Source organism: Alkalibacter mobilis, assembly GCF_015594845.1.
GTDB lineage: Bacteria > Bacillota > Clostridia > Eubacteriales > Alkalibacteraceae > Alkalibacter > Alkalibacter mobilis.
This window is the reverse complement of the sequence record NZ_JADNRK010000024.1, coordinates 1-14,973: the sequence shown is the minus strand read 5'-3', so window position 1 is coordinate 14,973 and position 14,973 is coordinate 1. Positions and strand designations below refer to the sequence as shown.

Below are 14,973 nucleotides of genomic sequence, written 5' to 3'. Positions count from 1 at the left end.
ATAAAAGATTGTTGACCAATAAATGGCAACAATCTTTTTAGCTTTTACACAGACCGCTTCTTTTTAGATACGATCATTGTCAAAATGAAAAATCCAAATGCAAAGCCCAATTGTATCAACATGGAACTCACCATTTCATCAAATACAGGCCCGGATTTTTCCATCAACATAGAAATCATGCGATTGCCTCTGACAAACCAGTATGTGGGCAGAAAACTGGCGATTTTCAATACTCCTTCCGACAGCAGATCCTGAGGGATAAAAACTCCGCTTATGAAGCTGGAACCCAAGGTCACAACGTTGGCAATGGCAATCATGGCCTCTCGACCTTTTACCAGGCTTGCTATAAGATAACTCAATGCTGATGAAGTAAGTGCAAAAATCAAAGAATTCAAAACATAATATTTTGTGTTGAAATTTGGGATCTCATCAATGGCAAAAGTCAGGCTCAAACCTGCAAGAACGATCCAACTGAAAAAAGTAAACAGCAATATGGAAAGAAAAATCTGCAGATTTATTTTGGTGGTGCTGAAGGGAGAACATGAATTTCTTTGCTTTATGATAGGATCGTTAAATACCAACATGATGACAGATACACCCATAATGATTATGAACATAAATGTATATGCCAAGTAATTGAAGAAATATTGCATAAGCCCCGTTTCAGAACCGCTGCTATCCCTTCGAAGCATTTCAACTTCGGTTTCCTCGGCCATGTCAGACAGAACTTGGCTTTTTATTTTTTCCTGGCTGATTCCGGGAATCAGATCAAGGTACATTCTTGCTGTGTTTAGATAACTTTCTATCTTAAGATCCACATATACATTTGATGTAGATCCTGGAATCGAAGTTTTAATGACTTTGGGATCTGCCCCTGTCATAAAATCCGCCGTGAAATTCTGAGGGATCCTTAAGACATAATTTATTTTTCTATAATATAGTGAGTCCTGAAGAATTTCCTGATCATCTTCAATATCGATGAAATCGGCATTTTCGGCCAGGGATGTTTTTAGTCCTTCCACCAAAGGAGTATTTTCTTCAGAGAAAAAGGCCACCCTTGCCTTGGAAACTGAAAATCCAGTTTGATCCGTGGGAGTACTCATGGTGATCATCATAATCGATACTGCAATGAATAATCCAAAGTAGATCATCATTACAGGGATATTTTTTTTGAATATTTTTAGACATAATTTAAATACTGGCATATTTTCGCCTCCTGATGATCAGATAGGTGGATATGGAAAATATGATTGTAAAGACAAGAAGACCGGCTATATTGGTATAATAGCGGTTGTAGGTGTCATAAATATATAGTGAATAAAAAGCGTCGCCAAGAAGGTTGATAGGATTCAAGTAACTGAGAATGGGGGCATTTGTCTGAACTATGTACTTCATTTCACCGAACATCATGCCGGAAAGGAATGAACCGATCATGGTGACACCAATAAGAACACCGGTTTTTGTATTTTCATTTCCTTTAACTACGGCACCTATAAATGAACCAAAACTGATTCCTGTCAGGGAACCTATAAATGTAGTCAATATGACCAGGCCCATGTTTTCTCCAAATTTAACTCCGAGTACGAAGATGAGAAATGTGAGGAATACGGTGATTTCGATAAGCTGGATCAGAGCGGATGCACTCAAGCTGTATATAAAAGACTTAAGCTTGTGGATAGGAGCCACATTTACTCTTGCGGCACGCTTAGATAAATTTGCCTGTATCTGATTGATTTCTTCAACTCCGAAAAAACCTCCATAAAAGCAGGTCATGGCTATCAATGCATAAAAGTAATTCAAGACTATGTCCAATTCGGATTTTCCCATTGGGTCACTTTTAGTGTATGAAATTCGAGTTGCGATCTCGGCTGGAAGATCAGCAGCGGCTTGGGGATTTTGAGACAATATCCTGGTTGCAGTACTGGTTACTTGCTTGTATTGGTCAATAAATGATTTTATAATACTTTGATTTATCCCGGAGGAATTTACGGTCAGGGTGATATTCTCGTCGGAAACTATGATTCCTGAGATCTCATCATTTTCAAGCAGTTTTTCAGCATTTTCAAGATCGGTTCTAATCATATTGAAAATCCTGTCCTCGCCCTCAGATACCGAGTTTATGGCCTCGCTGAAATTAGGATCGTTTGCGTTATCAACAAAAGCAATATTGATTATATTGAAACTGTCTTGGTTTCTGAGACCTGAAAAAGCCAGGTTGAAGAATATGGACAGGGCGATCGGGAACAGGAGTGTCCAAAATATCATTTCCTTGCTTCTAAGCAACACTTTAAGTCTGTATTTAAAGATATGATAGAACATGGTGCTTCCTCCTAATCTCTTAACTCTTTACCGGTTATTTCCAAAAAGACATCGTTTAAGGTAGGCATTTCAGTGTGGATTTTGCCAAAATTGATTTTATGACTTTTTACATAATCAAGGACCTGCTCCAAATTGCTGTTGCCCTTCTGAAATTTCATGACGAGGAATTTTCCGTCATAGTCGACAGATACTGCATTTTCCATTGTTTTGAAGAAATTCATATGTGTATCTTCCATTTCAAAAACCTGTAAAGTGATCTTCTCTCCCAGACTTATCATTTCTTTGAGTTCTTCTTTGGTTCCCGTTGCTATTACCTTTCCGTTGTCCAAGATCATTATTCTGGAACAAATCTGTTCTACCTCTTCCATATAATGAGATGTGTATATTACAGTAGCGCCATTTTTATTCAATTCCACAATACCCTCCAAAATCTTGTTTCTGCTTTGAGGGTCAACAGCAACGGTAGGCTCGTCCAATATTATCAGTTTTGGTTTGTGAGATATCCCACAGGCGATGTTCAATCTTCTTAAAAGTCCGCCACTTAATTTTTTGGGATAAAATTTCTTGAAATCTCCCAGGCCTACAAAAGCTATGGCTTCTTCGACAAGTTTTTTTCTTTCGGATTTATCGGTTATGTAAAGCCCGCAGAAATAATCGATGTTTTCGTAAACTGTCAATTCATTGAATACAGCAACTTCCTGCATAACGATCCCGATGTCTTTTTTGATGTCGTAAGCCTCGGGAGACATGGGCTTCCCAAAAACTTTGATTTCGCCATTGTCGAATTTAAGAAGTGACAAGATGCAGTTGATGGCTGTGGTCTTTCCAGATCCGTTAGGTCCCAAAAGACCGAATATCTCGCCTTCCATCACCTCTAAATCCAAATCATCTACAGCTACCAAATCTCCATAGCGTTTGACTAGATTTTTTACCTCGACTATCATTACAACTCCTCCATCCAATATCCATACGACCACACTTTGAGTATACAATAAAATATAAAATATGTCAGGCAGATCCCAAATAAAACTTTAAAACAACCTTTAAATACAAGTTTTAAACCAGGGCGGGTTTGACAAGACTTTTCCAAGGGTAGATATTCCCTATGTTAAAAAATTAAAAAGGAAGTGATGTGCGTGGAAAAACTAGCGGATTTTACCAATGATCAGGTGGCAATGGAGACTATATCGGTGCTGGAAAAAGTTTTGTCTGAAAAAACTGGACAAAAGGTGGTACTCGTGGCTTATGGTGGAGCAAAATACGCAGATTTGAATGAAGACAAGGAAGTTGTTGACAAAATAACCGATTTGGAAAAAGACATATCTGCAAAAACAGGAAAAGATGTTATTTTGGTTGCATTTTCGGTTTAAAGCAATTGATCAAAACAGTATCAACAAGGGTCCGTTATCGGGAATTTGCTCGGTAACGGACTCTTTACAGTTAAATGAACACAACTACCCATTGTAATAAAACCTGAAGTATTCTATAATCAACAGTTAAGAAATCCGGATGTTTGAAATAAAAATGTTGGAGCTGAACTTATGGGAAAGAGGAAGAAAATAAATATTGTTGATTTGGGAAAAATGGAGTATTCAGAAGCCTTGAAAATACAGACCAGGTTGAGAGATCTCCGAGTCGATGAAAAGATTGAGGACACTCTCCTTATGGTTGAACACGATCCAGTTCTCACACTTGGAAGCCGTGGAAAGATGGAAAACATTCTGGTCTCTGAGGAGTTTCTGAAATCCAACGGAATAGAAGTGGTTCAGTTGAGGCGGGGCGGAGATGTGACATATCATGGACCTGGTCAGATTGTTGGCTATCCCATAGTAGATATGAAAAATTATGACAGAGATTTGCGAAGATTCGTTCAAAACTTGAAGCAAATATTTATTGCCATGTTAGAGGATGAATTTAATATCCATGCGGAAGGAAAAGAAGGCGATCATACCGGTGTCTGGTTGGGGAACGAGAAGATAACGGCCATTGGGATATCAGTCAGTAAAATGGTTACCATGCACGGCTTCGCATTCAACGTCAACACGGATCTGAACCACTTCAAATGGATCAATCCCTGCGGGTTCAGCGACAAGGGAGTCACATCACTGGAAAAGCTGATGGGTCATTCCATGGATATGAAAAAAATGAAAAAACTCACTGTTGAATACTATTGTAAAATGTTTGATGTTGATCCACAAGAGATGGATGTGGCTGATTTGATGGATATTATGGAGGGAACTAAAAATGACGACTACCAAGAAGCCTGATTGGCTCAAAATAAAGATAAATGTAGCAAAATCCATGGAAGTAACTGAAATGCTCAGGAGTCTGGGCTTGAATACAGTTTGTGAAGAAGCTAATTGTCCCAATAAGGTGGAATGCTTTACGAAAAAAACGGCAACTTTTATGATTCTGGGAAGCAACTGTACCAGAAATTGTACTTTCTGCAACGTTGAAAAACACGAAACTACTGCAGTAGATCCCGAGGAACCTGCAAATATTGCCGAGGCAATTGAAAAAATGGGGATGAAACACGTAGTGATCACCTCGGTCACCAGAGATGATTTGGAAGATGGTGGTTCCAATCATTTTGCAGATGTGATCAGAACTATCAAAGATAGAAATAAAGGAGTCACAGTGGAAGTTCTCATACCTGACTTTCAAGGCGATCATCAAGCGCTGTTAAATGTGATCGAAGCCAGACCGGAAATAATAAACCACAATATAGAGACCGTGCCCAGACTTTACCCAGAAGTCAGACCCATGGCCACCTATGAAAGATCTCTGGAATTACTTTCAAACGTGAAGAAAGAAAACAGCAAAATAATTACAAAGTCCGGGATCATGCTTGGTTTGGGAGAAACATACGATGAGGTGATGGAAGTCTTTGAAGATTTGCGAAAGGTGAATTGTGATGTACTCACAATAGGACAATACCTGGCACCTTCAAAAGAACACCACGAAGTAGTGGAGTACGTTCATCCTGACAAATTCGAGGAATACAAGGAAAAGGCTCTGAGTATGGGCTTTAAATATGTTGCTTCGGCTCCCTTTGTCAGGAGTTCCTACAATGCATTTGAGGCCATGGACACGTTGAAGTGATCAAGATCGATCAAGCATGAAAGTAGTATACCTTTCGTTGTTGGAGTGGATTATCTCAAGCCCCACTTCACCGGCTATAAATTCCAAGGTTTTTAATGTGTAAAAGGATATGTGGCTTTTATCCCTTATATAATGCCAGTTAAGAAAATGATCGTCGTCATTATTGTGGAAAAGGGTCATGATGGCCAGTATTCCTTCTTCTTTAAGCAGGCTCTTCAGCAATCTGAAATACGATATAGGATCTTTAATATGTTCTGCGACCTCGGTTGAAGTGACCAGGTCGTATTTTTTTCCTTCGTACACTTTATATTTTGCGTAAAACAAGTCGTAAATATCCATATGGTAATCGTGGTCTCGCTCTAAAATCTGAGCAAGGACCGGTGAAGGACCGCTTCCGAAATCGAGCCCTTTTTTTCCTTTTGGAGCAAAATCAAATACGGCATCATTCAAAAATTTATAGAAATATTCTACATATCGGGGATCGTCTATAGAGTTGTTGTGATTGTCGTATATATGGAGTTCCTCCTTGGGAGAAAGAAAAAAGCTTTTATCCTTTCGGATGTATTCGCAGTTTGTACAACGATAATATATGTTGAATACGTGATGTTTGATTTTCACGGTGGGAGAACCGCATAATTTGCAATCTGTTGTCATAGTATTCTTTCCTTTCTATTTTCGTGAGTAGTTTAGAGTATACCACAAAAATATCGATGATCCGGGCTCAAAAGGCAAAAAATCAAATCGAGACACTTTTTTGGGGATGCTTTGCGCTCAAAGGACTGTCTTTTATTTGTTTCACTATAGGTTGTAGGGTATAATTGATGATATGATTTGAAGGAAATGACGGTGGTTTAAATGATGATCAAAAATATCAGCAGACTAAGAATTATTGCTGTTTTGTTTGTACTGTTTACGGTATTGACAGGGTGCAGTTTAACAACAACTGATGAAATCACAAGCGGTCAAACTGACAACACTCAAGAAACGGTCATATCAGTGATCGAGGATGAGAGTTACTCGACTAAGGATGAAGTAGCCGCTTATCTGCATGAGTTCGGGCATCTTCCTCCCAATTATATAACCAAGTCCGAAGCACAAAAACTCGGATGGGACAATTCTAAGGGAAATCTTTGGGAAGTGACCGATAAAATGTCCATCGGGGGAGATTATTTTGGTAACCGTGAAGGATTGTTGCCGAAAGACAAAGATAGAAAGTACTTTGAATGCGATATAGATTACAATGGTGGCTATAGAGGAGCAAAGCGGATCGTCTATTCAAACGATGGATTGATATTTTACACGGAAGATCACTACGAAAGTTTTGAAAGACTATACTAGAAGGAGACGCAAATGAGAAGGATCAGATTAAATGGCAACAAAATGACAGAAAAAGAAATGGCTCATAAGTATTTAAGGAAAAAATTAAACCTCCCCGATCATTATGGAGATAATCTTGATGCCTTGTGGGATTGCCTGGTTACTGATTATACCCCACAAAAGATTGTTTTGGAAAATACCGAGAAAATTGTAAACGGTATGGGGTCATATGGAGAAGCACTGATAATGCTTCTTAAAGAGGTTGCAGAGGAAAATGGATTTCTGGAACTTGAAATCGAAAATGAAGAAAATTTGGATATATGATTTGATCGGCACAAAACAGAGGTGGTGATGAAGTGATCAAGCTTCCGATAAGGCAGTTGGTTGAAAGGATTCTTCGAAGCGGTGATATTGACGGAGGCTACGTTTCCAAGGATAGAATGCTGGAAGGAGCTATTGCCCACAGAATTTTGCAAAAATCAAACATGGAAAGATACCCTGATTATCAAAGCGAAGTCAGCTTGTCTGAGACGCTTGATTTTGAGGGAGTGGAGTACAAGTTGGAAGGCCGGGCGGACGGGATATTTAAAGAAGACGGTGTTGTAACTATCGATGAAATCAAGACCACTTCCATTTCCATTCATCTTGTAACTGAAGATTACGAAATTGCACACTGGGCCCAGGCGAAATGTTATGGGTATATTTATGCAGTTCAAAACAACCTAAGTCAAATTGCAGTGCAATTGACCTATTACAATATCGAATCAAAAGAGACCAAGAGTTTTTTGAACAATTACGATTTGCAGGATTTGAGAGATTATATATATGGATTGATATCAAAATACGCCAGATGGGCAAATTTTTCCCTGCAATGGGAACAAAGGAGAAATAAAACCATTAAATCTCTGGAATTTCCTTTTGAAAACTACAGGAAAGGCCAGAGAGCTTTGGCAGTTGGTGCATATAAGGCAATTATCAACGGTATTAAACTGTATGCCCAGGCTCCTACTGGTACGGGAAAAACCATGTCGTGTCTATTCCCGGCTATCAAGGCAATGGGGGAAGAAAGGATATCAAAGATATTTTATCTCACTGCAAAAACTATAACCAGACAGGTTGCTCAAGAGGCAGTGGAAAAACTAAAACCGCAGGGCCTTGATTTCAAGACAATAACCCTAACAGCGAAAGATAAGATCTGCTTTTGCGAAAAGACCATATGTAAGCCCGATTATTGCAGTTACGCTAAAGGTCATTATGACAGAGTGGACGAAGCGGTTTTTGATCTGGTAAATTCTGAAGACGATTTTACCAGACAAGTTATCGAAGAATACGCTGAAAAACACAAGGTTTGTCCTTTTGAATTTTCACTTGATGTATCGTTGATGGCCGATTGCATAATTTGCGATTACAACTACGTATTCGACCCCCGGGCTTATCTTAGAAGGTTTTTTTCAACCGGGATGGATGAGTACGTATTTCTCATCGATGAAGCACATAATCTTGTGGACCGTTCCAGAGAGATGTTTTCATCCCAACTTCTTAAGAGTGATCTTTACAATATCAAGAAAGAATTCAAAGGCAGGAACAAATCTCTAGATAAAGTCCTTAAAGAGATCAACAAATATTTTATCGATCTGAGAAAGAAAGCTGACAAGGATGGTTATCTGATATTCAAAGACAGACCAGATGATTTTTTGAAACTGGTAGACAAATATATATCCGTATGCGAGGAAATGCTAAAGGAAGACAAGGCTTTGGGAGAAGAGGGAGATTTTTTGCAGCAGTATTTCAATGTTTTGGGATTTGCAGCTATTTCTGAGTTGTACGACAATAGTTTTGTGACATTTGTGGAATCTTCCGGAAATCAAGTGTGTATTAAACTGTTTTGTCTGGACCCCTCAAATCTTTTGAGAGAATCTCTCAAAAGAGGTAAAAGTGCCGTTTTGTTTTCCGCCACATTGTCTCCATTGGATTATTTTAAGAACATTCTCGGGGGAGATGAAGAAGATAAGACTCTCTCTTTGGATTCGCCCTTTGAACAGAAAAATTTTTGTTTGTTGGCAGCGGATCGGGTATCCACAAAATATCATGACAGACAGGCCAGCAAGACTGAGATCGTCGACTTGATAAACACATTCGTATCAGCTGAAAAGGGCAATTACATGGTGTATTTCCCTTCGTACAAATATATGAACGATGTCTATCTGGAATTTAATGAAAGATTCCCAGATATAAACTCTGTCGAACAGGAATCCAACATGTCGGAGGAGGGCAGAGAAATTTTTCTGGAGAGTTTCAAGGAAAATCCGGACGAGACCCATGTTTCATTTTGCGTTTTAGGGGGCATATTTTCAGAAGGGATAGATCTGGTCGGAAACAGGCTCATTGGTACGGTCATAGTCAGCGTAGGTCTTCCGCAACTTAATGTACAGCAAAATATCATTAAAGATCATTTCAATGAGAAGAATGGAAAGGGTTATGAATATTCTTACATGTATCCGGGTATGAACAAGGTTTTGCAGGCGGCAGGCCGCGTGATTAGATCTGAAGAGGACAAGGGAGCGGTATTGTTGATCGATGAGCGGTACGGTCACAGAAATTACAAGAAGTTGTTTCCAAAACACTGGCACAGGTGTAAATACATAGATGATAAAAACGAATTGACTAAGGTGTTGAAAGAATTTTGGGGGATATGATCCTTGGTCAATGAAGTCTAAAAATAAAAGTTGATAAAGAATTCAGCGTCCGGCTCTCAATTTGTATGGGAACCGGTCGTTTTATTTCAATAGAATGAACTTGAGAACTTAAAGAAAGTATTTACTGGGAAAATATTGAACAAAAGGGTCAAGAATGCTATACTGACAAGACAACTGTATATACAGTTGATAAAATCAAAGGAATGTGAAGGTATTATGATTGAAGATTTAAAAGCAAAGATACTTGAGTTGAAAAATAAAAGAGATGCAATCATTTTAGCACATTATTACCAACGACCCGAGATACAGGAAATCGCTGACATAGTTGGCGATTCCTATTTCCTGAGTGAACAGGCAAAAGATTGCAGACAGAGTACCATTGTTTTCTGCGGCGTTAAATTTATGGCGGAAAGCGCCAAAATCCTGTCGCCTGAAAAAACCGTACTTTTTCCAGTAATGGACGCAGGATGCCCATTGGCAGACACTGCCAGGCATGAAGACGTGGAAGCATTCGTAAAGCAGTATCCTGAAGCCGCAGTCGTCACCTATATAAACTCTTCAACGGAAGTCAAGGCTCTAAGTGACGTATGCGTTACATCATCAAGCGCAGAAATGATTATTTCAAACATGCCGCAAAAAGATATAGTGTTTCTTCCGGACAAGAATCTGGGGTCCTACCTTTCAGAAAAGCTCCCGAATAAAAATTTTATTTTGTGGGACGGAGCATGCCCGATCCACGATGAGGTGGAATCGGATAAAATTTTAGATTTGAAAAACGAAGTCAAGGGGGCCAAGGTATTGGTTCATCCCGAATGCAATAAAGATGTAAGAGATCTTGCAGACTACGTCGGAAGTACAGGAGGCATCATAGATTTTGCGGGCAAATCCGACTCAAAATATTTCATCGTGGTCACCGAAGTAGGGATCGAATATCAGCTCAAGTTGAAGTATCCCTCAAAGCAGTTTCATTTCTTGAGAGAATCGATGGTCTGTCATGATATGAAAAAAATCGAACTTACCCATGTATATGAGTGTTTGAAGATCATGAAACCCGAGATAGGCATCGAAGAAAATACAAGGGTTGCAGCATACGAGTCATTGATGAACATGCACAGGTTTTCCAGGTGAAAGCCATGGAAGAATTTTACGACGTTATTGTTGTAGGCAGCGGGATAGCAGGGCTGAATACATGTTTGAATTTAGACAGAAAATTAAGAGTTTTGTTGGTGGCAAAAGATGAATTGTCAGAAACGAATACTTCGCTTGCCCAAGGCGGAATTGCAGTGGCAAAAGATGTCAATGACGTGCCCTTTCATGTTGAAGATACCATGAAGGCAGGAAAATATCACAATGATTTAGAAGCCGTAAAAATAATGGTGGAAGAATCATTTCAAAACATTAGATCCATTATGGACATAGGCGTTGTATTTGACAGGAGCAATGGAGACCTTGACTTCACGCGGGAAGGCGGACATTGCAGAAACCGGATCCTTCACGTGAAAGACAAGACAGGCGAATATATATCAAAAGCCATGATCGACGGATTGAGAGAATTTGAGAATTTAGAAATCAGCGACCATTCTACGGTTTTGGATATTATGATAGACAGAGGCGCATGCATTGGAGTGATTTTAAAGAAAAACGAAGAAGTGATGGCAATAAATTCAAAAATCGTGGTCATGGCAACAGGCGGAGTAGGGGGACTTTTTAAAAGTTCTACAAACCGGAGGATATTAAGCGGTGACGGGATAGGAATAGCCATCAAAAACAACGTTGCTGTTAAAGATTTAAAATACATACAGTTTCACCCAACGGTTCTATATGACAAAAACATCAACAAAAGAAAGATACTCATAACCGAGGCACTTAGAGGAGAGGGTGCACTGCTGTACAATCTCAAGGGAGAGCGTTTTGTAGACGAACTTGCCCCGCGAGACATCGTCTGTGAAGCTATAAAGCGGGAAGCTTCCGAGAGTGAATATGTTTTGCTTGATATTTCATTTAAAAATAAGGATTTTATAATCAATAGATTTCCAACCATATATTCTCAATGCATGGAAAACGGTATAGATATAACCAAATCACCCATACCGGTATTTCCGGCTCAACACTACATCATGGGAGGTATAAAAGTTGATACGTACAGTAGAACCAGTCTGAAAAACCTTTATGCCGCAGGGGAGACTTCATGTACCGGTGTCCATGGGAAAAACCGACTTGCAAGCAATTCATTGCTGGAGGGTTTGGTCTTTTCCGCTAGAGGTGCGAAGGATATTAATTACAGGGCGGATCATATAAAAAGACCTGGGAAAAAATATTCTGTAGAAAAGTATTTTGACGAAGGTTTCGACCCGGGGGAGATATTAATTGAAGAAATCAAGAAAAGGACGGACAGGTATAATGATGAATTTAAATGAGATAGATGATCTGTTGCGCAGTGCAATAAAGGAAGACATGCCCTATGGGGATATAACCACAGAATCCATAATAGGTGAGAACCATGCATCTTCTGCAAAACTCATAAGCAAGTCCGCCGGCATATTGAGTGGTACTATGCCTTTTGAGAGGGTTTTCAAAATTTTGGGGGATGTGGAGATCGAATTTTTTAAAAAAGATGGGGACGAGCTGAAGCCCGGTGAGTTGACAGGGATTTTAAAAGGAAATACTAGAAACATCCTTTCCGGGGAAAGGATTGCCTTGAACATACTTCAGCGCATGAGCGGCATAGCCACTGAAACGAACAAGGTAGTAAGAATGGTATCGCACACCAAGTGCAAGATTCTGGATACCAGAAAAACCACTCCCAATTTTAGAATTTTCGAAAAAGCTGCTGTTTTAAGCGGTGGAGGAACCAATCATAGACATTGTTTGTCAGATGGAATACTTATTAAGGACAATCACATATTGGCAGCAGGGGGAATATCGAAAGCGGTGGAAATGGCAAGAAAAAATGCTTCATTTGTCCATAAAATTGAAGTCGAAACTGAGAATATCCAGATGGTTGAGGAAGCTCTGTCAGTCAAAGCCGATATAATAATGCTCGACAACATGTCCATTGAAATCATGAAGGAAGCGGTCAGGATTATTGATGGAAAAGCTCTTGTAGAAGCTTCTGGAAATATTACCACAGAAAATGTGGTTCAAATTGCTGAAACTGGTGTGGATTATGTATCCATGGGCAGTATTATATACAACAGTGATGTCTTGGATGTTAGTTTAAAGTTCTTTCAATAATGTTGAATGGCATAGTCTCTCGTGTGAGGGACTTTTTTTATTTATTTTCAAAAGTTTATCTAAATTTATAAAATCAGGTTACCGGGACATCCTATTGGGTAGTTTATAAGTAAATCATCGACAGGATGTGAAATCAAGTGATCCAGATGAATGAAGGGCACGTTAAGACAGTCAGGGGCAGTGTTGTGGAAGGGGTGTTTGAAAACAAATTGCCTTCCATCAACAACAAAATACTTGCAGGAAAAAATTACGAGATGGTTTTTGAAGTTACTTCCCATGTAGATGAAAGGACCGTAAAACTTATCGCCTTGACTTTTACGTCAGGAATAGCAAGAGGTGATTCCATTTGGGATACCGGAGAACATTTGAAAGTACCTGTGGGCAAAGAAGTTTTAGGCAATATTTACGATGTTTTCGGTAATGACCTGATCGACCCCACCAAGCAGGTGAAAGGAGTTTTAAAGTCCATACATCAAGATCCAGTTCCGTTTTCTCAGAGAAGCACCTCAGATGAGATGTTTGTAACTGGAATAAAAGCCATCGATGTATTGGCGCCTCTTCCCAAAGGTGAAAAAGCCGGCCTGTTTGGAGGTGCGGGAGTTGGAAAGTCAGTTCTCATAACAGAACTGATAAACAATACTGCGAAAAAAAATAAAGGCTATAGCATATTTTGCGGAATCGGAGAAAGATCCAGGGAAGCCGAGGAATTATACAGGGACATCCGTGATTCCGGGGTGCTTGAAAATGCAGTTTTGATCTTTGCCCAAATGAACGAGCCTCCTGGTGCCAGATTTCGTGTGGGGCACGCCGCTTTGACTATGGCAGAATATTTCAGGGATGTTGACAAAAAAGACGTGTTGTTGCTTATCGACAACATTTTCAGGTTTATTCAAGCGGGTTCTGAAGTTTCGGGGTTGATGGGCAACATGCCTTCAAGAGTCGGTTATCAACCGACCTTGTTCAGCGAATTATCGGAACTTCAAGAAAGGATATCAAGCACTAAAACCAGTTCAATAACTTCGATCCAAGCTGTATATGTACCTGCCGACGATTTTACCGATCCGTCTGCAACACATACCTTTTCCCAGCTGTCAGCATCCATAATCCTATCCAGAAAGAGAGCCAGTGAAGGGCTGTATCCGGCGATAGATCCTTTGAATTCGACTTCTAAAATGCTGAATAAAAGAATAGTCGGTGAAAGACACTATAAAATTGCCCGGGAAATAAAAAGGAATCTGGCAATTTACGATGAATTGAAAGATGTTATTGCCATGCTTGGAATAGAGGAGCTCTCCAAAGAAGATAGAGATACAGTTTTCAGGGCCAGAAAACTGGAAAGGTTTTTGACCCAACCCTTTTTTACCACGGAGCATTTCACAGGGATAAAAGGTAAATTTGTTGAGTTGCAAGAGTCCCTGGACGGATTTGAGAGGATATTAAATGACGAGTTTAAAGATTATAAGGAAAGTGAACTTTATATGATAGGAAATGTGGATGAAGCCCATGAACGTAAAATTGATAATTCCTAACAAGACTATCGTGGACCGAGAGGCCGACAAGATAACTGCACCTGGAAGTGAGGGGTATTTTCAGATGTATCCAAGACATATAGACTTCGTATCAGGTCTGAAGGCGGGAATTCTAACTATTGAATCAGATGCTTATGAGGAGTATTATGCGATTAATTACGGGATCCTCGTGAAGCAGGCAGATGTTGTATATATAGTTTGCCATCAGGTCATAGAAGGAGATTCTTTGGAAACTTTAAATGAAGCAGTTACTGAAAAATTCAGCATCATAAACGAAAAAGAGAAGGCCACAAATGAAATTCTGGCAAAAATGGAAATTGAAACCTTGAAAAGGTTCTTTGAGATGGAGTGATGAGCTTGGATGAAAAAAAACCTACCCCGGAAGAGGATCTTGCAAAAAAAATATCATCCGAAGTAAACAAAAAGATCAAATCAAAGAATGAAGGGAAGGAAATCCTTTTCGGTATGGGAGTTTTTGGAATAATCGGATGGTCAGTTGCCATTCCAACCTTAATTGGCGTAGCGCTGGGAAATTTTCTGGATAAAAGATTTCAAGTGGGATTTTCCTGGACTCTGACATTTCTATTTTTAGGACTTATAATCGGATGCTTTAATGCGTGGCATTGGATAAAGGAAAAAAGTGACAAAGAGCAATCTGGTAATATGTCAATCGATAAATAATAAGAAACTTCGACAGAATCAATAAAAAAGTGCATGACAAATAGACCTTGAGATTTGAAAGAAAAAATCAAGGCAAAGTTGAAGTTATGAGTTAG

The 14,973-nt window shown here is 39.4% G+C and carries 16 protein-coding genes; 12 read left to right on the top strand and 4 right to left on the bottom strand.

Features of this window, described 5'->3' with window-relative positions:
* Positions 1–44: 44 nt before the first annotated feature.
* The 3 genes from IWB18_RS10170 to IWB18_RS10160 are packed head-to-tail and all read right to left on the bottom strand — an operon-like array spanning position 45 to position 3,263.
* A complete protein-coding gene (locus tag IWB18_RS10170; RefSeq protein ID WP_195683513.1) occupies positions 45–1,205 on the bottom strand; it encodes an ABC transporter permease in 1,161 nt (386 codons plus the stop codon).
* Positions 1,192–2,319, bottom strand: coding sequence for an ABC transporter permease (locus IWB18_RS10165; RefSeq protein WP_195683512.1), 1,128 nt, complete (start codon positions 2,317–2,319; stop codon positions 1,192–1,194). Before IWB18_RS10165 ends, IWB18_RS10170 begins: the two co-directional genes overlap by 14 nt.
* An 11-nt stretch (positions 2,320–2,330) precedes the next feature.
* Complete coding sequence (locus tag IWB18_RS10160) at positions 2,331–3,263, bottom strand: ABC transporter ATP-binding protein (protein ID WP_195683511.1); 933 nt, start codon at positions 3,261–3,263, stop codon at positions 2,331–2,333.
* A gap of 192 nt (positions 3,264–3,455) precedes the next feature.
* Here IWB18_RS10160 and IWB18_RS10155 point away from each other — a divergent pair, with 192 nt between their 5' ends.
* From IWB18_RS10155 to lipA, 3 genes are all read left to right on the top strand, one after another.
* A complete protein-coding gene (locus IWB18_RS10155; RefSeq protein WP_195683510.1) occupies positions 3,456–3,689 on the top strand; it encodes a hypothetical protein in 234 nt (77 codons plus the stop codon).
* Positions 3,690–3,860: 171 nt separating this feature from the next.
* On the top strand, positions 3,861–4,586 hold the full coding sequence (gene lipB, locus IWB18_RS10150; protein WP_195683509.1) for a lipoyl(octanoyl) transferase LipB: 726 nt from the start codon (positions 3,861–3,863) through the stop codon (positions 4,584–4,586).
* Positions 4,564–5,421, top strand: a complete 858-nt coding sequence (gene lipA, locus IWB18_RS10145) for a lipoyl synthase (RefSeq protein WP_195683508.1) — start codon at positions 4,564–4,566, stop codon at positions 5,419–5,421. Before lipB ends, lipA begins: the two co-directional genes overlap by 23 nt.
* On the opposite strand, the gene IWB18_RS10140 is transcribed toward lipA, so the two are convergent.
* The gene (locus tag IWB18_RS10140) at positions 5,422–6,075 is read right to left on the bottom strand and encodes a class I SAM-dependent methyltransferase (RefSeq protein WP_195683507.1); all 654 of its coding nucleotides are present in this window, start codon (positions 6,073–6,075) and stop codon (positions 5,422–5,424) included.
* Positions 6,076–6,276: 201 nt separating this feature from the next.
* Between IWB18_RS10140 and IWB18_RS10135 the strand changes: the two genes are divergently transcribed.
* The 9 genes from IWB18_RS10135 to IWB18_RS10095 all read left to right on the top strand — a co-directional run bounded on the left by IWB18_RS10135 (position 6,277) and on the right by IWB18_RS10095 (position 14,878).
* The gene (locus IWB18_RS10135; RefSeq protein ID WP_195683506.1) at positions 6,277–6,759 is read left to right on the top strand and encodes a ribonuclease domain-containing protein; all 483 of its coding nucleotides are present in this window, start codon (positions 6,277–6,279) and stop codon (positions 6,757–6,759) included.
* Positions 6,760–6,771: 12 nt separating this feature from the next.
* On the top strand, positions 6,772–7,062 hold the full coding sequence (locus IWB18_RS10130; protein ID WP_195683505.1) for a barstar family protein: 291 nt from the start codon (positions 6,772–6,774) through the stop codon (positions 7,060–7,062).
* Positions 7,063–7,094: 32 nt separating this feature from the next.
* Positions 7,095–9,434, top strand: coding sequence for an ATP-dependent DNA helicase (locus tag IWB18_RS10125; RefSeq protein ID WP_332310686.1), 2,340 nt, complete (start codon positions 7,095–7,097; stop codon positions 9,432–9,434).
* Between the two features lie 216 nt (positions 9,435–9,650).
* Entirely contained in the window at positions 9,651–10,562 is a 912-nt protein-coding gene (gene nadA, locus IWB18_RS10120; RefSeq protein ID WP_195683504.1) for a quinolinate synthase NadA, read from the top strand.
* A 5-nt stretch (positions 10,563–10,567) separates the two neighbouring features.
* Positions 10,568–11,851 carry an L-aspartate oxidase gene (locus IWB18_RS10115; protein WP_195683503.1) on the top strand — a complete coding sequence of 428 codons (1,284 nt, stop codon included), beginning with the start codon at positions 10,568–10,570 and terminating at the stop codon, positions 11,849–11,851.
* Complete coding sequence (nadC, locus tag IWB18_RS10110; RefSeq protein WP_195683532.1) at positions 11,838–12,668, top strand: carboxylating nicotinate-nucleotide diphosphorylase; 831 nt, start codon at positions 11,838–11,840, stop codon at positions 12,666–12,668. Before IWB18_RS10115 ends, nadC begins: the two co-directional genes overlap by 14 nt.
* 137 nt (positions 12,669–12,805) lie before the next feature.
* The gene (gene atpD / locus IWB18_RS10105) at positions 12,806–14,197 is read left to right on the top strand and encodes a F0F1 ATP synthase subunit beta (RefSeq protein WP_408626613.1); all 1,392 of its coding nucleotides are present in this window, start codon (positions 12,806–12,808) and stop codon (positions 14,195–14,197) included.
* On the top strand, positions 14,172–14,549 hold the full coding sequence (locus IWB18_RS10100; RefSeq protein WP_195683502.1) for a F0F1 ATP synthase subunit epsilon: 378 nt from the start codon (positions 14,172–14,174) through the stop codon (positions 14,547–14,549). Before atpD ends, IWB18_RS10100 begins: the two co-directional genes overlap by 26 nt.
* A 5-nt stretch (positions 14,550–14,554) precedes the next feature.
* On the top strand, positions 14,555–14,878 hold the full coding sequence (locus IWB18_RS10095) for an AtpZ/AtpI family protein (protein WP_207740810.1): 324 nt from the start codon (positions 14,555–14,557) through the stop codon (positions 14,876–14,878).
* Positions 14,879–14,973: the final 95 nt, after the last annotated feature.